Source organism: Massilia sp. S19_KUP03_FR1, assembly GCF_036688685.1.
Taxonomy (GTDB): Bacteria; Pseudomonadota; Gammaproteobacteria; order Burkholderiales; family Burkholderiaceae_D; genus JALYUM01.
This window is the reverse complement of sequence record NZ_JAQQPS010000004.1, coordinates 25,966-42,159: the sequence shown is the minus strand read 5'-3', so window position 1 is coordinate 42,159 and position 16,194 is coordinate 25,966. Positions and strand designations below refer to the sequence as shown.

Here is a 16,194-nt window from a genome sequence, read left to right as displayed (position 1 = left end):
TCGGCGCGTCTCGCTCACAAAAAAACCGCCAACGCAATGCGCCAGCGGCGGGGAAACCACTCGATTTCGTAACCGGGCGGATACCGGGAAGCAGCAAACAACCCGGGGGAGACTTAGTTGAAGGTACGCTCAAAGCGCGCGACGTCAAGGCCTGCTATCCTACGTTTTGCCACTGACTGGTCCGGTTCAGAACGCAAAAACCCGCCTCATTGCAGAGCGGGTTTTTATTCTTCCGTACGAATGGAAAAGCGTAGCACAATATAACCAATATGGTCCGGTTACGTCAAGCTCTTAATTTTGATTTCGCCTCAGCCGCAACACGATTTTCGTATGCCCGATCCTGCGCCGCGATATCGATCTCGTTCAGCGCGTCCATGACAGCTAGGTGCAGCGCGTGCAGCCGCGTATAAGCCGTCGTTTCGCCGCAGCCCAGTTCCTGCGCGATGCGCTTCACGGTGTGCGAACCCTTCAGGTAGAACCAGTTGGCGACCGCGTACTGGGCTGGTGCCTTGGCACGAATGGCGATGATGATGCCCTCGATTTCCATGGCCGGCGCCGACTCGGTGATGGGCCCGGCCGCGCGGTCGCCATGCGTCTGGACCAGGCTGCAGTAGTTCGATTTGCCGGGGTAGCCCAGGCCGCCGTCGTCGCGCCGCTTGCACCAGGTGGCCCAGTCGATCATTCGTTTGTTGATGTATTCGATCATAAAATCCCTCACAAAAATTCTCTGTAATATTTCCGCAACAGTCGTCGAGAACAAGAAACGGCGGCGCATACTAAACAATCAGAACAGCTTGGCTAAGACATGAATTCCATACATGGAATAACCCGTGATACGTGGTTCCTCGATGGAAAATATTTAATGAGGGTAACCGCGAAATTTCTCCGCCACGCGGACACAAGGCGCCGCGATGTTGTTGAGGCTTGCGCAAAGGTCTTCGAGGGCGATGCCCTTACAACTAACAAGCCTCCATTGTTCATTTCGGAGAGCCATCTTTACTCGAACGACCTCTATGGACCGCTCGAGGAGGCTGAGCGAATTGGTCGAATTTTCATTGCAGGCCTCAGACCTTAACCACCTATTCGACGGTATGCTCGACACCCCCGATTCGAGGTTCTCGAGGCCTCGCGATGCAAGCATTTGACTGGGCCTCGGTGATGGTCGCCATGCCTCATACCGATGATCACTAATCATTTGCAGATGTCGTAGGTACGGGCTGCGTTTGGAGGTCACCGCCACTTTCGCGCCGCACGAAACACGTTTTACTGGCGATTTCATGGCCGCACTCCGAATCCGCGGCGCGGCGGCAGTTCCTTCTTCTCGGCCTGGTGCGGCTGCCACCGATGCCCCAAATCCTCGAAGCGCGTCTGGTTGCCGATATACGCGAGCGCCACCGGCCCTGGCTCGCCTTGGCGCAGCTTCTCGCAGTTGACTTCGCACATACCGCGGTCCGATGTATCGGGGTTGTAGACCTCGTCGCGATACAGGAACAGGATGTTGGCGGCGTCCTGCTCGATCGATCCAGACATCGCCAGGTCGGCCATGATCGGGCGCTTATTGGGCCGCTTCTCGCACTCGCGGTTCAGCTGGCACAGCAGGATGACGGCGCAGTCCAGCTCCTTGGCCAGCGCCACCAGCGCGCGGGTGTGCTCGCCGACTGCCTCATACGATTTGTCCGAGCGGCCGCCGGTGATGAAGCTCAACTGGTCGATGACAATGACGTCGAGCGCGCCAGCCTGGCGCTTCACCTTGCGAGCCTTTGCGCGAATCTCGATCGTGTTCAGGCCGGTCTGCGAATCGATGATCAGGTTCATTTCACGCGTCTTGGCGATCGCGTGTGTGATTGCCGTCCAGTGCACAACATCGCCGTCGGATTCGGTAGGCTTGCGCAGCCACTTCAGCGGGATCTTGCCGATCGCCGACGTGTTGCGGTCGGCCACCTGCATGCGCGACATCTCCATCGAGAAAAACATGCCCACGCCCTCGTATGACGCGTTGCGCGCGACCCCCAGCCCGAACGCGGTCTTTCCCATGCCCGGGCGCGCCGCCAACACGGTCAGCGTGCCGCGCTCCAGCCCGCCGTCGAGCTTCGCATCCAGGTCGGTATAGCCGGTGCGCACTGGCTTGATGGCGCCGCTCATGCGCGCCTCGAGAACGGCGATATAGTCGGCCATCATGTCCTCGATTCGCTCGGGCTCCTGCGTTACCTTTGCCTGGGCCAGCAGATCGAGCTTGGACGCCACCAGATCGACACAGGAAGCCGCCGACTGGGGCGACCCTGCCAACTCCCCCATCTCGATGCTCAAAGCCAGCAGCGCGCGTTTTGTCGCTTTCTCGATGACCATGTCGGCATGGCGCCGGATGTTGACCGCGCTGACAGCCGAACTACGCAGTTGGGTGATGTACCGCAGGCAGTCGGGGACTTTCGAGCCCAGGGCCGCAGCAACGGTGATTGCATCCGCCGTCTGATTCGCCAGGATCTGCCGACGCATCTCGCTAAAGATCAGCTTGTGATCCTGGTGCTGGAAGTGGCCAGCGTCCAGATCGACGATGCGGTCCATGGCGTCGTTGCTGATGATGAGCCCACCCAGCACGGCCTGTTCGGCGCGCATGGACATCGTTTGTGTTTCGGTTGGTGCTTCGGTCATGGTGCATCCCGGTGGTATTTGTTTTCGAGCGTCTTGGCGAAACCGCTCGGTGAGAACAGAAAATCGATGTCGGCCACGAAGGCGGGCTTACCGGGCGCAGCTGGCGCCAGGCCGGTCAGGAACTTGGACTCGGAGCAAACGGCGAAGAACTGGCGCCAGGCCTCTAGACCGGCGGCTTGCGTGGTGTAGCCGAACGGCTCGCAGTCGAGCTTGGCTGCTTCGTTCCACCGTGCCTTCATGGCGCTCTTGCGGGCAGCGTTCAGCACTTTCATCTTGGGGTTCAGTGGCATTAGGTCGTGGTACAGGTTTGCCAACGTGCCGTATGGGCACTCCCGCACGTCGTCGCCAGACGACATAGGCAGTTGACCTTTGCTTTTAGATGTAGATGAAGATGGAGATGAAGCGCCGTCACCCTGCGGCTCACCAAAGGGGGGCATTGGTGAGGACATTGGTACGCCATCAGGTGCATGCTTTGGTGGCTGATTGTCGCTTGTATATCGGGTACTTTGGCCACGACGCTGCCGTACGTATTCGTCCCGCACGAAGCGGCTGCAGTACCAACATGGACCATCACCAGCCACTACCAAGGTGACAGGATCGCCGTCTTTGTTCGCGTGTCGAGGGGTGAATACGTAGTCGAGCGCGGCCTGGTCGGCGCCCTTGAGCACGTCCTTGGCCGACAACTCGCGCGCCAGCTTGATCGGCACGCCGGCCGATTGCGCCAGCTCGACCAGCGGCCAGCGGCAGACACCGTATTCATCGGAATCGTGCAGCACGCACATGATGTCGACCCACGCGCCGCGGGCGGCCGGCGAGCAGCGGCGGAGCTTCGAATTATTGCGAAAGTCGGCAGGGTAAAACTGGAACGACGGCCGCTTCATTTTCCCGCCGCCTCTTCGATGGATTCGAAGCGTTGCGCATGTAAAAGAACATCAGCGAGGTCGAACCGGTCATGCTCTCCATGTAGTTCGATTTTGGCCACAGCGGCAGCCTTCAGCAACGGGCCGCCCAGCTCGGTAGAAAGTCCATCGGCACTGCTGCGAATGTAGTGTCCGAACATGTGCCGGGCTTGAACGATATGCGCTGTCAGCATAAGGCGCGTCACGATGGCCTCGAATTCGCCGTCAGGCAGGTTCGCTTCTTTGCAGGCGCCGCAGACCGCCATCATGGCGCGGTTGATTGGAATATCGGTCAGGTGCCAGCCCTTGCCTGGGCGAGGCTTGATCGGCACCAGGGCGCCCTCGTTGAACACCTGCGTCATCGCCAGGAAGCGGTCCGGGTCGACTGGCGCGTACATGGCCGCCATGGCGTTTGTGCCAAATACCGTTTTGGCTGGTATTTGAGACTGTCGCGCGAACTTGCGTTTGTTGCGGTTTTTCATGCGGCACCGCCTTCCACGCAGACCAGCCGCGGAGGATTGCGATGCATCGGGCCATCGCTGCTCCGGGTATAAGTGGATACTTTTTCGAGAAGGCCACCAGGCGCCAACATTTCGTCAAAGATTTCGTCGGCAACCTTGCGCCCCTCCGGAGTGCTGAACATTTGGTGGTGGATGTGCGCATTGACTGCAGCGTGCAGCGGACGGTCGTTGAACTGGTCGCAGCGATGCTGGGCAGAGTCCTCGACGCAGTACACGCCCATCAGGTAGACCATGCCGCTGTGCTCGTCGTCGATGGTCGGGCGGTCTGCGACGTTGCAGTTCATCAGTTCGAAGCGCTGTTCAAGCGTCGTCTCTGAGTCGATCTGGTCGCCCACTTGGATCAAGACTTTTCCTGCATCCCGCAGCACATCGCGCAGCGCAGTACTGTGCACCCGTACATCAGCTATTTCACTGTCGATTTTGGCAATACGGTCTTGGTTGAACGGCGACGCGCCAGAGGCAAGGATCGCTTTTTTCCGGCCCAGGCTGCGAATCTGCGCGTAATCCTGTTCGAGTTTCGCGTGCAGCCTGCGTACGCCCAGGCGCATAGCGAAAAACACTGAGCGAGTGCACTTCGGACGCTCTGTCATTAAGTAATTTACGATCTCTTGCATGGTGCTCTCCAAAATTTGGGCGTAAAGGGGCCTGCGCAGACGACCTGTTCTGGTCGCCAAGCATGCGATAGTTTTAGTGCGCCTCGGCCTTCATAATCGGCAAAGGATCTGCCGGCTCTCCGCCAACCTCTTCAGGCCAGTGACAACCTTGTAAGAAGGCCTCGTCTTGCCAACCTGGCCAGTGGCGATGCCAGAAATCGTCGGTTGGCTGCACTGCACTTCATGTGCAATTTCCGATTGGGTCATGCCGCTGTCGATGAGCGACTTCACGATGTGTTGGATATCCATGTGAAAAATTATAGGTATATCTATGTTGCGCGTCAATAGGTAAATCTATTAAGATCTATATAAGAATACCTATATAAACCTATTTGGGGGAAATACATGTCTATTGGACAACGCATCAAAGAGTCAAGAAGAGCGCAACGCCTATCGCAGAGCGAGCTCGCACAGAAAGTTGGACTGACACAGGCAACCCTTAGCGATCTTGAGAATGACAAGTCGAAGGGCACTGCTCGTATCGCCAGCATCGCTACAGCGCTGAAGGTGCGCCCATTGTGGTTGGAGACGGGACGTGGGGCGCCTACTTTAGACGACTCTTATGACGGGGCACGTTCAGAGGTCACCGGAGCACCTCTTACACAAGTGGTGCAAGCGTCGGTAAGCGGCTGGATTGAAATTATGCAAGAAAATATCAGCGCGGAATTTCCTGGCCTCGGCTTGCCCGATCAGTCATATTTCTTAAAAATAAAAGGCGATGGATTTGGCGATAGAATACTTTCCGGCGATACCTTAATTATAAATCCTAATGCAAAAACTTTGGCAGGCGACATTGTTTATTCGGAATTAAAGGACGGCAGAGCCGGGATTTTTCGACTTAGATTTATTAGAGACTCGGAAACGTGCTATGACCCACTGAATAGAACTGCGGACTCACTCACTTTGCCTAGTACAGAAATTATCCGTGAGTCTAAAATATTTGCAATTATACCAAGATAAACAAGGGATTTATACCGATGACGAAGCGTAGAGATGGTCGATCGTGGCCGATATCATCTAGATTTGAGAGGGAGCGAAGACTAAAGACCCTTGACGCACAGGCCGAATGGTATCAAGAGAAGCTTATACAAGCAGGCCTTCGAATAAATGTAGATGTTCGAGATGAACAGGTCCAGAAAAAATTTTTGAAAAGGTTTGAGAAAGAATCTAGATCAGACTTACGCGATTTGGATAATAAGGAGTATGCCGAACGCTTCCTTGAGATGGCATATTTCCAGCATCTTATAATTTCAGGAAATAGAGATGAAACTGAAATTATCGACGCGTTATGCCTCGGCAACTGGCTTGTCGGGGTACTGGTATCCATGACAAAAATAGAATTGTTCGATGGTATGTGCGCCCCATGCGCGATCAAAGCGCACGCTTCTAAAATTGGCAAAGCCGGTGCGGCGAAAAAACTGGCTCCACTTCGGGAACTTGAAAGCTGGACCAGGGCAAAATACGCGGCCGGTGCATGGCCTTCGGCCAACAGAGCAGCTCATGAGCTGAAAGATGCAGTCATAGATCACGGCCGAAAACTAGGTGCAGTGCTCACCGAGCAGAACGCGCAGCGGACCATCGCGGGATGGCTGCGCAAGAAATGATATACGTCTAGCGGCTTGACGGGTACGCCTGGCGGGTTAAAAAACACGTTTAGCAGGCCGGGGCATACGTCAAGCGGCCTCTCTGTGTCATGTGGCAGCTAGCCGCACTTAACACACTTTCCAGTCTCAGCAATCATGTAGCTATCCATCCACTCCGATGAGCCTAAACCAGCGCTGCATCGGAGAGTTTAGCCATGCAGGCAAAATTATAGATAAACCTATTGACACACTTAATAGATTTACCTATTATTGAGCCATTCGATGACGCTGCTTAGGAAAATGTGATGAACGCACCGCTCCGCACCACCGCTCCAACTATCTTCAACTTCGACAAGCATCAGGTTCGCGTAGTCATCGACGAACTCGGCGAACCCCTGTTAGTCGGCAAAGACGCCTGCGACGCGCTGGCTTACGTCGACTCTACGACGGCAATGCGCAGTCACTGCAAGGGGGTGCAAATCTTGCGCCCCCTTCAAACCGCCGGTGGCGTGCAAAAAACTGCGCGTGCTGGCTGAGCCGGATGTTCTGCAAAGGTCAGCGCAATTTCTTGCTTCGCAATTTTTTTGCAAGGGTATCCGTCTGCGACTCGCGCTCATTGCTCGAAACGTGCGCGCCAGCGTTCACGGTTATCGAGAGCCGAACGTCATTGACGTTCATAGTCTTACGAATTGCGCGGATGTACTCATGAATTTCATCCCAGCAGATAGGCTCATCGCCCGCGTCAAGGGTAAGCCTGAGCTCAGGCAGCTCCGGCGAGGACGAGGATTCATATTCGGCGCTGGGATTTTCTCCAAGATAGCCGAGCTCCGAATCCACCAGCCGATCGCTTATCGCTTGGCGCTGGTAGTGATCCGACAGTACATGAACAATTTCAGAATTCAGGCTGCGTCCGGCGCGCGCTGCCGACTGCTCGGCTTGTGCTTTCAAATCCGGCTGGAGGCGAAGTCCAAACGGCGCGATGTGCCCGGTAGGAGGGCGAATAGTTTTGTTGGTAGCCATAGCTACACAGTGTAATCAAAAATTTCTTGACGCGATAGCTACACCGTGTAACCATAGCTTCACGATGTAGTCATGGAGATAAATCAATGACTCGTTCGATAGCCCCATTTGGGATCCGCATGCCGGAAGAGCTGAAAAAGCAGCTGACTGAGCAGGCCAGAAATAACCATCGCAGCCTCAACAGTGAGTTGGTGATGCGCCTGGAAGAAAGTTTGAAGAAGGAGTTGAAATCAAATGAATGATCGAGTCAAACACGAGCTGCTCCTCGCCGCCGAAGCCCCCACGATGTCCAGCGTCGAGCTGGTCGACGTAATCAACGAAGACCGCGAGCCCGGCAGCGCCGAACTCCGCCACGACAATTTCATGGCGAAGATCGAGAAGCACCCAGGGATTCAATCTCCTAAATTTTTAGGAGATTACAAAGACAGCCGCGGTCGCACTTATCCGTGCTACTACCTGCCGAAACGCGAGTGCGAGCTGATGGTGATGAGCGAATCGCTCGTCGTCCAGACGAAGGTCTATGACCGCCTGGCCGCGCTGGAATCTGGTGCACTTCCAGCGCCAGCACCACGCCATGTTGGCGTCGATCCGGCGCTGTCGGCTGCGCGCCGCGCACGTGCCATCAAGGAAAACACGAAAACTGCCGAATTGCTGTGCGCTCGTTTTCCCGGCCTTGGCTTACCTGCTCAGCAAACAATTTTTGCCAAGCTCGTCAACCAGGGGGCTGGCGAAGAGGTAATGCCGCTGCCAACGATTGAGAAGATGATCTCGGCAACCGAAGTTGGAAAACTCTACGGCATCACCAAAAATGCCGTCGGCAAAATAGCCAACGCTCACGGGCTGAAGATCGCGCAGTACGGCGAATTCATGATGGACAAGTCGCAGACCTCAGATAAGCAAATGCCGAGCTTCCGCTACAACCCGGCCGGTGTCGCCAAGATCGGCGAACTGCTTGGTACCCAGCAGCACGCACCGCCGCAACAACACACCCTCATCTTGCAGTAAACCAGCAGCACAAAGAACAAAGGCCACCCGGTGTTAGCGCACCGGATGACCCCTTACGCCCTCAACCTTTTGGAGAAAGAAAATGGCGAATCGTGAATGTACCACCAATGAACAGGCAAGCGCAATAACCCTGCCGCCAATACATCAATCTTTTTCGTGGCTTTCAAACAACGTTGCAACTGACGCAAACGCTCGTCTGGCCGCTGACGCGAAAACGGTGGCACTCGGCGGCATGACCGTCGCGAACATCGTTCGCAGAAACGCGATGGCGCCTGACAGCGGCCTCGCACCACTCTTGTCCGGCAACGACCTCGACTACCTCGTCGGGCTGCTGATCTTCTCGCTCGAAACACTGCACATCGCCGCGGAAGATCAAATCGACCGCCTCAGCGACGCCGCTGACGCAGCAGAAGCAGCTGCGTCGAAAGGAACGAAAAAATGAAAAAGCCGCCACTCAAATTTATCGAGCGCCCAGCTTACGAGCTGCCGAATCTGCTAAAAGATTTCAACGCACAGACGGCGCGCCACGATGAGATGACCGAAGAACAGCGCGATAAGGCGGACGCCATCGAAACACACGCGATCAATGCTACGCAGACCATCTTGGACGGTATTGAGGCGATCGGCGCAGCAATGTTTTCGGCGGGCTCAAACGCCGACTGGCCGCTCGGCGGACGCACCGTCGGCGCACTGGGAACCCTGATCACGCACCTCGCTGTCGAATTGCAGTATTTGAGCGACGTCCAGAGCGACATGCATACCCGCATCGAAATGCACGACCGGGAGGCCATCGCCGCGAAGGCACAGAAAGGCGGCGCCAAGTGAGCGCGCGCACCATCGGCGCCGACCAGCTGTTCGACATCTTCGACCAGAACGGCCAGGCCCTGGCGGTCGGCGTCGATGCCGCCGGCGCCGCGATGAAGGCCGAGACGCTCATGGAGCGCCTGGACTGGACCGGCGACATCGTCATCCGTCGCCGCCGCGCCAGCGCCACGCCCTCGGCGGCCGCCCGGTTCTGGCTCGTCCATGACGGCCTGGACCAGTTCGGACCGGTCACGGTGCACGTCCGCAGCCCGTTCGGCTTCTTCGGGTTGACGCTCGAGCAGGCGCTCTTCCGCATCGACCAGTTTCACCTGCAGGACCAGCACCGCCTGCGCGCCGGGATCGAACGCTATTTCGGCGTGGGCCCGGGCCAGGTCGACCAGTCTCGCCACGCCGTTGCAGCACCCACTACCACACCGGCGCCAGCGCGCCGCACAACAAAACGCACAGAGAAGGAATCAGCATGAACAACGAAATGAAAATTGCAGCGCCAATCACCGCCGGCGGCCTGGTCAAGATTGCTCACGAGCTGATCGACAACCAGCACGGCGGCAACAACATCAGCAAAAATCAGGAATGGATGCGCGCAGGGTTCAAGACCGGCGTCACGACGATGTGCATGTCGGTCATCGAGGCGCTTCCAGAATGGCAGGACGGCTACCAGCGGCCCACCCCCGCGCATCGCAATCACGGCCTGGTGCTGAGCGATGTGTCCTGGCCAGCCATGCGCGTCGGCGAGCGCAAGGCCGGCACGGTGCTCGATATTGAAACCGGCGTCGTTTATGACCTGATGCTGATGCCGGGGAGGCTCGAGGATGTAACCCGCGAACAGGCGCTTGCGATCTTAAATGCTGCCGGCGGCGACCTCCCAAGCCAATGCGAAATGCTGATGTTGGAAAAGCTCCTGGGGACCGCGACATTCGAAACTGACGCCTACTGGACGAAAGAAAAGGTCAAATTCGAAGGTGACGATCACGAATCGCATTCATGCTTCGTGGCCGGGTATTTCGACTTCACCGAACCATACGACGAAATGCGTGCGCGCGGCGTGCGCCGGATCTCCATCGGTGACGTGGCGAACGAAAACCTCGGCGAGGTAGGCGACAACGCGGTGATCGTTCCAGCGCCAGCAGTCCCCGCTAAAGCGGTAACCAGCGCCAGCCAATCCTGGGGGCTGGCCACCGCACATGCATCACCTGCATCACCTGCAGCACCAGAGGTAGGCGCGCCCGACAGCGGCCTGTTGGCGGAGAAAATGTCCAGGCTGGTCACAAGGCAGCGCCGCGCATGCGATCTGCTCGAAGCAATGGGAAGCCCTCAGCACGTTGAAGCCGCCGGCGACCTGCGCTGTGCGACAGGCGACCTGTGGGACGCGGTCCATGAGCAAGTGGCCATCAACGCACTGCCAGCGGCGCTCGATAACTGGATGACGACGCCGGCCGGCCTGGCGCGCGTGCTGGTCGGCGCGCTGCGGGGTGAGCTGATCGAGGAGGCGGGGCAATACAACGAAGCGGTCGAGGATTGCATCGTCGCGGTGGTGGGCACTCTCTCGGCTGGCGCTGGCGGGGATAAAGAGGTCGCTTATCAAAAGCAGTGGGTCGAGCTTTCCGCGATGGCGCCGAAGGTTCCTGTCGATGACATCGCCGAAGTGCTGGCACGGCTGCAAGTGCTCGGTGACGGCGCCGGCGCGGACTCGGTGCTGGGCCAGACCTGCACTCTCGCAAGTTCCGTCATCAATGGGCTGATACCGCACGCGGGCTTCGGGGTGGAGGCATGAGCGCCGCCAACAGCCAGGCGCTGCACCAGCTGCGCGGCCAGCTTCACCCGTCCCTTTTGCCGCTGTATCCGGAACTTTTGACGGCGGCAGCCGCGCCACCAACCTGCCGTGACGTCATTGACGTGCTGGAGCAGCTGGAGGCGATCAGTTATGCGACTGGGATTACGAACGTCGCCCACTTTGCCATGGACGTCATCAGCAGCTTGGTGGCAATGATCGATTTGGATCGGCTCGAACCGGGCGCCCCGCGGCAAACGTGCTACGACGAGGAGCGGCTGGCATGAGCCCGCTTTCGCCGTACGCAAACATGCGGGCTGCGGGCCAGGGCTTCATCATGGGCAGCGCGGTTAGCGCACCGATGATCGCCATTCTCGCGTGCACTGAGTCGCAGGGAGTGGCCGGGCTGGTCGCCTACTGCGCCGCTGGCGCCAGCATGGGCGGCGTCCTTGTCGGGGTTGCCACGCTGCTGGATCGCTTGCACATCAAGCGTCGAGCTGCTGTGCAGCCGCCGATGTCCACCAATGATGCTCAGCGCTTGAAGGACTGCGAAGTGATGATTCAAGCACTGCAGGCCGGCCTGATGAGATGTGCCGGCGCGGCCGGACCGGAAACGCTAAACCTGGTGTCGGCGCGGTTCAATGAAATCGTGATGGCGGAAATCGAGCGCCAGCGCCAGACAGGCATAACACCGCATTGGGAAGAGAGGAAAAATTGATGATGCGAACGATCATGCAAGCATTTCGCTCGGGACTGGCGCCCACCGCGCCGCCGTGCCGGGTCGAGCCCACGATTTACAGCCGGGCCCAGCCGCCGGCATCCGTCTGGATCCGGCCATCTGTCGAGGAAGGCGCCAGCCTGCGCTGGCGGATCATCGAACTGGAGTGCAGTTTGAAGGAGGCTCGGCGCCAGGTCATCGTCGCCGAGTTCTCCGCCCATATCGACAGGACGCAGATCAAGCAGCTGCAGGCGCTGCTGGAGCGTCGGCAAAACACTAGCACGAAGGAAATCGAATGAACAAGCTTCCCGAGACTGGGTTCCTACGAATCCGCCAGATCATCGGCGACAAGAAGGCAGGCATCCCGCCACTAATCCCGGTCTGCCGCAGCGCTTGGTGGAACGGCGTCAAAGCCGGTCGCTACCCTGCGGGCGTCAAACTTTCGCCGGGCGTGACGGTGTGGCGTGTCGACGAAATTAAGGCGCTGATCGAGTCGATTTGAGATTAGGATAGGTGCCGTCTAGGCTCCTACGCCGTCTTGGCGCCCCAACCTAACGCGGCCACCGCGGCGCCGTCGCCCTCAACACCGAAAGCCTTCATGCCAATTTTTAAGCGCCAAGAACTGCACGCTGCTGTATGGCTAGAGCCTATGGGAGCTCTGTCTCGCCGACTCAATGAGACCGCCACCAGGCTGCGTGCGATGTGTAAAAAGATGGCGATCCCATTGCCGCCGGCGGACCATTTCGCCAACTTGAAGGCGGGTATTGTCGGTCCCCGCACGCCGCTACCGCCGCATGATGGACCTGACGAATTCAGCACGTCGCCCAAGCCAAAGCAGTCGCTCGCAGAATGGGTGAAGCAACTTCATCCCGACGATATGCCGCCGGCAGCCCGGGCAAGGCGCACCCCGAAGCCAAAGCCGAAACCACCCGAGCCGCCAGCGACCACCAGCAGTCCGAAGGCGTTACCACGCTACATCACGCTCGACGAGTGGGCCGCCAGCCAGTTCTCGCGCCCTCCCCACTACAACACGCTCATTGCATGGGTCCGCGACGGCCGCATCCATCCGCAGCCGGTGAAGATCGGCCGCGCGTGGCGGGTGCGCCCGCACGCCGAATACGTGTGCGATTAGTGGGCGGCAAATAGTGGTGAACAAGCGCCAGCCAACGGACCCGGTCGAGAACGCCATCGAGCGACACCTTCGCGCAGCCGCCCAGCTTATGTCAACGTCCCGTGGTGGGAAAGATGAAGTCAGCGCGCGGCTCGATCTAATTCTCAAACGTCAACCACCGGTCATTCAATAGTGTAGGTGCGGCGAGCGGAATGTATTCAGGCTCGCACCCTATTGGTTAAATTTCAATAAAAACTACCTGTGTTACTTCCTTGAGACACTTGCGTATTTAGGAAACTATTTTCTCGACAAAATTTTGCCTTATGGCTATAGTTTAATGGTTTCCACAAAGAAAGAATACTGATATGTCAATCAATCAACTGGTGTACGTTAGTCAAGCAACACGTAAGATGTCTCCCGCAGATTTGGCCGAAATTCAAGCAAAGGCCAAGACCAACAACGCTCCACTCGACGTCACTGGGAGTCTGTTTTACAACGGCGGGTGGTTCCTACAAGTTTTGGAAGGCCCCGCAGATACGCTCGACCAACTCTACAACAAGATCGAACTCGACCCCCGACACAAAAATTCGCGAGTCCTCTACAACGAGCCGGCCAAGTATCGTACGTTCCCACGCTGGAGTATGAACATGACCAATTTGAACGACCGTCAAGCTGACAAATATGATGAGTTAGTCGAGGTTTTGGAAGCGGCGCAAGCAAATCGCAGGATTGGCGCTGCCACCCCGGCTGTTGCGCTGCTGAAGCTTTTCGCAAGCTGATAGGTTGTCTGCTCACCGATTTCGGGAAAATTTAAATCGCAGAATTGGCAAATAATTTGAAGCAAAGCGCGCCCGCCCCCCTTGGTGGGGGATGGTTAATGTTGCAAGCCAAAAATATTTTCGTTGTGAGATTTCATGCTCGACTCGCCAGCAAGGCATAAGGGCGGGCGGCGCTATGCTGAACCGAACCGATGACACACAGAATTTTGCGTCCATGGTTGCATCCATTTAGGCCAGTTTCCTAGCCTTCTTCATTCGTGAATTCGATTCCGGTTCCGGGCACCAATCAAATCAAGGACTTACACAGGAGTTAGCGTACAACGCGCTGCGTGAAAAGTTCCGCAATTATCAGCGAGTTCCGCAATTCTGTAATTTCCAGTTGCTGCTGGCGTACGCCAGCTGTTGAACCGCAACAACGCACACCACCGAAAGACGACTGCGGCTTCTTTATGCTGCCGCACGCACCAGAGGGAGCGGGCTATGACGTTTGCGGCACGCCGCCGAGCAGGCCCAGCTTGCCACCGTTGACTGCCACACTGACCGCATTGATCCACCCTTTTTCGGCCAGCAGCGACAGACTCTTGCCGGTCGGGTTGCCGCTGGCATCGGTGACGCGCGCGCCTTGGATGGCGCCGGCAGCATTTGGGTTCAGCCCGGTCAGCACTTACACTGGCGTGAACGTCGCGGCATCGAAGAACGTGCGGGTCAGGCCAACCACTTTTTTCAGCCTGGCGTTGCCGGGCGTCGTGACCTTTCCGCCGCCGGCGGCCGGCGGCAGCTTCACAGGAGGGGTGGCGACTGGCGCGGTTCCGGCAGGCGTGAATGCCTCGACTGTCTTGACGACGTTGACGGCTGGATCTTTACCGAACCATGCATTGGACGCAGTGCCTGGGAACTTCTTGTAGATCCAGGCGTTTCCTGCGCCATAACGCACGGTGACGCCGGCGCCGACGCCGACGGTGAAGCCATGACCCTCATCAGCGACTTTCTTCCAGGTGCCGGCAACCGTTGGCGCACCGGCGATCGGGATGGCGACGGGCGCCACATGCCGCCTTGGATCCGGCCGCGCGCGGCAGGATGGCGAACTGCGGACCGTTGCGGTAGTCGGTCTTCACGGCACGACCGATGAACTTCTTCCATGCGGCGGCGCCGCCCGGCGCGCCAGAATCGACGGTCAGGGCGTGCGCCGGCTGGAAGTTCGACGCGTAGCCGACTGTGCTGTTCGAGTTGCCCACCATATCGCCCAAGACTGTGGACGCAAACTCGCTGCCGACAATGGCACTCGTGCGGAACGCCAGCTGCTCGGGGGTGTTGCACTTCTGCGCGGAAATTCTTGCGTCAACCGTGGCTGAATAGACCTGACCCAGCGTCGCGTAAAAAGGCGCGTACAGCCCGTCGCGGATTTTCACGTTGTACAGCGCGGCGTCGATCCAGCAGAACGCCGGGTCCATCATGCGGCCAATCTGGAACTTTGCCTTCCATGCCAGTAGCGGCCCGGCCTTCGCGAAACCGAGTTCGGCGACGTGCCCGATAGCGGACGTGAAATGGTCGTCCTGCCACGGCGCACCAGCGGTATTGTTCTGATAAGTGATGCCGTAGCCATTTGTGATCATGCCGAGGTTGTTATTCGTGCCGTTTGTGTAGGTGGCGTTGTACCAATCAAGGTTTGCATTCAGGAAGCCGAGAAACTGCGCCTTGAATTTGTCGTTGTCCGGCGTGATGTAGGCCGCTTCACCCAGCGTGCGCATGCTCCAGCCCTGCCCGCGCAATTGGTCGTTCTGGAACAGCCCCTTTTCGTATTTGCGGTAGCCCGGGTTGTCGATCAGTGCGTTGTACATTGCCCAGAATTGCAACTCTTCGAGGTAGTAGAAATCGCCGGTCAGCAGGTACGGTAGATACGCGAATCCAGCCTGGTGCGCGGTATCCGACGTGTAAGGCGTGGCACCGTCAACCACGAGTGCGGGGAAGGCTTCTTTCACCCCGGTATATGGGTTGTTGGTGTCCGTCTCGCGCCCAGCAGCGTCATGGCGGGGTGATCCAGGATGCTGACCGGGCGATCTGTGGCGCGGTCGCGGTAGTGCATCGAGAAACTACCAGAACCGTCAGCGGTCGCCAACGTTGCATCCCGCGCGCGACTGTCCATGCTGAGCAGGTAGGCGGGAGACCACATCGGCAGAATGCCAATATCATCACGGCCACCGGTTGTCGGCATGTAAGCCACGGCCAGACCGATTTGCATCGGGCCGCCCTTGCCGTTCATCCGGGCCGCCAGCGACTGCAGCAAACCCTCGGATGGCATCACCGTCTGGTCGTAGTTCGGTACCGCGCGGGGGGAAATCAAGTAAGGCACGTTCGATTGCACATTCAAGGCCGGCGCGTCGCCCCACCAGAACAGTTTGCGCCAGCGCGCGTGGTGCAAGTGTTTCAAGCCGGCTTTGTTGTAGACGGACCTGGCGCCCACCAGGATCTCGGCGTCATAGGTGAAGTTCTGCGGGCCCGGCTCGTAGGCCCAGTTGTTTTCGATGGTGACGTCGACGCGGGCCTTTTTTATGGCGCTGTAGTAGCGCACGGCAAAGCGCGCGGCAAGGTGCGGGTGTGCCACGCCAGCAGAGGTGGTCAGCGGCGCCACAACCTGCCATTCGTTGGCGACGGCGCCGGCC

At 58.1% G+C, this 16,194-nt stretch carries 26 protein-coding genes; 15 read left to right on the top strand and 11 right to left on the bottom strand.

Features of this window, described 5'->3' with window-relative positions:
• Positions 1-283: 283 nt before the first annotated feature.
• From V6M87_RS05230 to V6M87_RS05205, 6 genes are all read right to left on the bottom strand, one after another.
• Complete coding sequence (locus tag V6M87_RS05230; protein WP_332848695.1) at positions 284-775, bottom strand: hypothetical protein; 492 nt, start codon at positions 773-775, stop codon at positions 284-286.
• Positions 776-1,275: 500 nt separating this feature from the next.
• Positions 1,276-2,649 carry a replicative DNA helicase gene (locus V6M87_RS05225; RefSeq protein WP_332848694.1) on the bottom strand — a complete coding sequence of 458 codons (1,374 nt, stop codon included), beginning with the start codon at positions 2,647-2,649 and terminating at the stop codon, positions 1,276-1,278.
• On the bottom strand, positions 2,646-3,530 hold the full coding sequence (locus V6M87_RS05220) for a hypothetical protein (RefSeq protein ID WP_332848693.1): 885 nt from the start codon (positions 3,528-3,530) through the stop codon (positions 2,646-2,648). The genes V6M87_RS05225 and V6M87_RS05220 overlap by 4 nt, the downstream gene beginning before the upstream one ends.
• The gene (locus V6M87_RS05215; RefSeq protein WP_332848692.1) at positions 3,527-4,030 is read right to left on the bottom strand and encodes a hypothetical protein; all 504 of its coding nucleotides are present in this window, start codon (positions 4,028-4,030) and stop codon (positions 3,527-3,529) included. The genes V6M87_RS05220 and V6M87_RS05215 overlap by 4 nt, the downstream gene beginning before the upstream one ends.
• The gene (locus V6M87_RS05210) at positions 4,027-4,683 is read right to left on the bottom strand and encodes a hypothetical protein (protein ID WP_332848691.1); all 657 of its coding nucleotides are present in this window, start codon (positions 4,681-4,683) and stop codon (positions 4,027-4,029) included. Before V6M87_RS05210 ends, V6M87_RS05215 begins: the two co-directional genes overlap by 4 nt.
• Before the next feature lie 90 nt (positions 4,684-4,773).
• Positions 4,774-4,971, bottom strand: coding sequence for a helix-turn-helix domain-containing protein (locus V6M87_RS05205; RefSeq protein WP_332848690.1), 198 nt, complete (start codon positions 4,969-4,971; stop codon positions 4,774-4,776).
• A gap of 96 nt (positions 4,972-5,067) precedes the next feature.
• Here V6M87_RS05205 and V6M87_RS05200 point away from each other — a divergent pair, with 96 nt between their 5' ends.
• The 3 genes from V6M87_RS05200 (at position 5,068) to V6M87_RS05190 (ending at position 6,841) form a co-directional block, all read left to right on the top strand.
• Positions 5,068-5,682 (top strand): helix-turn-helix domain-containing protein, encoded by a 615-nt coding sequence (locus tag V6M87_RS05200; protein WP_332848689.1) that lies wholly within the window; start codon positions 5,068-5,070, stop codon positions 5,680-5,682.
• Positions 5,683-5,699: 17 nt separating this feature from the next.
• Entirely contained in the window at positions 5,700-6,326 is a 627-nt protein-coding gene (locus V6M87_RS05195; protein WP_332848688.1) for a hypothetical protein, read from the top strand.
• A gap of 284 nt (positions 6,327-6,610) precedes the next feature.
• Positions 6,611-6,841: a BRO-N domain-containing protein gene (locus V6M87_RS05190; protein ID WP_332848687.1), complete on the top strand. Its 231-nt coding sequence runs from the start codon at positions 6,611-6,613 to the stop codon at positions 6,839-6,841.
• A gap of 19 nt (positions 6,842-6,860) precedes the next feature.
• Here V6M87_RS05190 and V6M87_RS05185 read toward each other — a convergent pair whose 3' ends face one another.
• On the bottom strand, positions 6,861-7,325 hold the full coding sequence (locus tag V6M87_RS05185) for a hypothetical protein (protein ID WP_332848686.1): 465 nt from the start codon (positions 7,323-7,325) through the stop codon (positions 6,861-6,863).
• A gap of 86 nt (positions 7,326-7,411) precedes the next feature.
• On the opposite strand from V6M87_RS05185, the gene V6M87_RS05180 reads away from it, so the two are divergent.
• The 12 genes from V6M87_RS05180 to V6M87_RS05125 all read left to right on the top strand — a co-directional run bounded on the left by V6M87_RS05180 (position 7,412) and on the right by V6M87_RS05125 (position 13,534).
• Entirely contained in the window at positions 7,412-7,567 is a 156-nt protein-coding gene (locus tag V6M87_RS05180) for an Arc family DNA-binding protein (protein WP_332848685.1), read from the top strand.
• A complete protein-coding gene (locus V6M87_RS05175) occupies positions 7,560-8,330 on the top strand; it encodes a hypothetical protein (protein WP_332848684.1) in 771 nt (256 codons plus the stop codon). Before V6M87_RS05180 ends, V6M87_RS05175 begins: the two co-directional genes overlap by 8 nt.
• A gap of 82 nt (positions 8,331-8,412) precedes the next feature.
• A complete protein-coding gene (locus tag V6M87_RS05170) occupies positions 8,413-8,772 on the top strand; it encodes a hypothetical protein (RefSeq protein ID WP_332848683.1) in 360 nt (119 codons plus the stop codon).
• The gene (locus tag V6M87_RS05165) at positions 8,769-9,155 is read left to right on the top strand and encodes a hypothetical protein (RefSeq protein ID WP_332848682.1); all 387 of its coding nucleotides are present in this window, start codon (positions 8,769-8,771) and stop codon (positions 9,153-9,155) included. The genes V6M87_RS05170 and V6M87_RS05165 overlap by 4 nt, the downstream gene beginning before the upstream one ends.
• The gene (locus V6M87_RS05160) at positions 9,152-9,619 is read left to right on the top strand and encodes a hypothetical protein (RefSeq protein ID WP_332848681.1); all 468 of its coding nucleotides are present in this window, start codon (positions 9,152-9,154) and stop codon (positions 9,617-9,619) included. The genes V6M87_RS05165 and V6M87_RS05160 overlap by 4 nt, the downstream gene beginning before the upstream one ends.
• A complete protein-coding gene (locus V6M87_RS05155; RefSeq protein WP_332848680.1) occupies positions 9,616-10,929 on the top strand; it encodes a hypothetical protein in 1,314 nt (437 codons plus the stop codon). Before V6M87_RS05160 ends, V6M87_RS05155 begins: the two co-directional genes overlap by 4 nt.
• On the top strand, positions 10,926-11,213 hold the full coding sequence (locus tag V6M87_RS05150) for a hypothetical protein (protein ID WP_332848679.1): 288 nt from the start codon (positions 10,926-10,928) through the stop codon (positions 11,211-11,213). Before V6M87_RS05155 ends, V6M87_RS05150 begins: the two co-directional genes overlap by 4 nt.
• Positions 11,210-11,644, top strand: coding sequence for a hypothetical protein (locus V6M87_RS05145; RefSeq protein WP_332848678.1), 435 nt, complete (start codon positions 11,210-11,212; stop codon positions 11,642-11,644). The genes V6M87_RS05150 and V6M87_RS05145 overlap by 4 nt, the downstream gene beginning before the upstream one ends.
• On the top strand, positions 11,644-11,943 hold the full coding sequence (locus tag V6M87_RS05140) for a hypothetical protein (RefSeq protein ID WP_332848677.1): 300 nt from the start codon (positions 11,644-11,646) through the stop codon (positions 11,941-11,943). Before V6M87_RS05145 ends, V6M87_RS05140 begins: the two co-directional genes overlap by 1 nt.
• On the top strand, positions 11,940-12,146 hold the full coding sequence (locus V6M87_RS05135; protein WP_332848676.1) for a helix-turn-helix transcriptional regulator: 207 nt from the start codon (positions 11,940-11,942) through the stop codon (positions 12,144-12,146). The genes V6M87_RS05140 and V6M87_RS05135 overlap by 4 nt, the downstream gene beginning before the upstream one ends.
• A 351-nt stretch (positions 12,147-12,497) precedes the next feature.
• A complete protein-coding gene (locus V6M87_RS05130) occupies positions 12,498-12,776 on the top strand; it encodes an excisionase (protein ID WP_332848675.1) in 279 nt (92 codons plus the stop codon).
• Positions 12,777-13,120: 344 nt separating this feature from the next.
• Positions 13,121-13,534, top strand: a complete 414-nt coding sequence (locus V6M87_RS05125) for a BLUF domain-containing protein (protein ID WP_332848674.1) — start codon at positions 13,121-13,123, stop codon at positions 13,532-13,534.
• A 478-nt stretch (positions 13,535-14,012) separates the two neighbouring features.
• Here V6M87_RS05125 and V6M87_RS05120 read toward each other — a convergent pair whose 3' ends face one another.
• The 4 genes from V6M87_RS05120 to V6M87_RS05105 are packed head-to-tail and all read right to left on the bottom strand — an operon-like array spanning position 14,013 to position 16,163.
• Positions 14,013-14,198, bottom strand: a complete 186-nt coding sequence (locus tag V6M87_RS05120) for a hypothetical protein (RefSeq protein ID WP_332848673.1) — start codon at positions 14,196-14,198, stop codon at positions 14,013-14,015.
• Positions 14,199-14,579: a hypothetical protein gene (locus tag V6M87_RS05115; RefSeq protein ID WP_332848672.1), complete on the bottom strand. Its 381-nt coding sequence runs from the start codon at positions 14,577-14,579 to the stop codon at positions 14,199-14,201.
• On the bottom strand, positions 14,512-15,513 hold the full coding sequence (locus tag V6M87_RS05110) for a hypothetical protein (protein WP_332848671.1): 1,002 nt from the start codon (positions 15,511-15,513) through the stop codon (positions 14,512-14,514). The genes V6M87_RS05115 and V6M87_RS05110 overlap by 68 nt, the downstream gene beginning before the upstream one ends.
• Positions 15,510-16,163 (bottom strand): hypothetical protein, encoded by a 654-nt coding sequence (locus tag V6M87_RS05105; protein ID WP_332848670.1) that lies wholly within the window; start codon positions 16,161-16,163, stop codon positions 15,510-15,512. Before V6M87_RS05105 ends, V6M87_RS05110 begins: the two co-directional genes overlap by 4 nt.
• Positions 16,164-16,194: the final 31 nt, after the last annotated feature.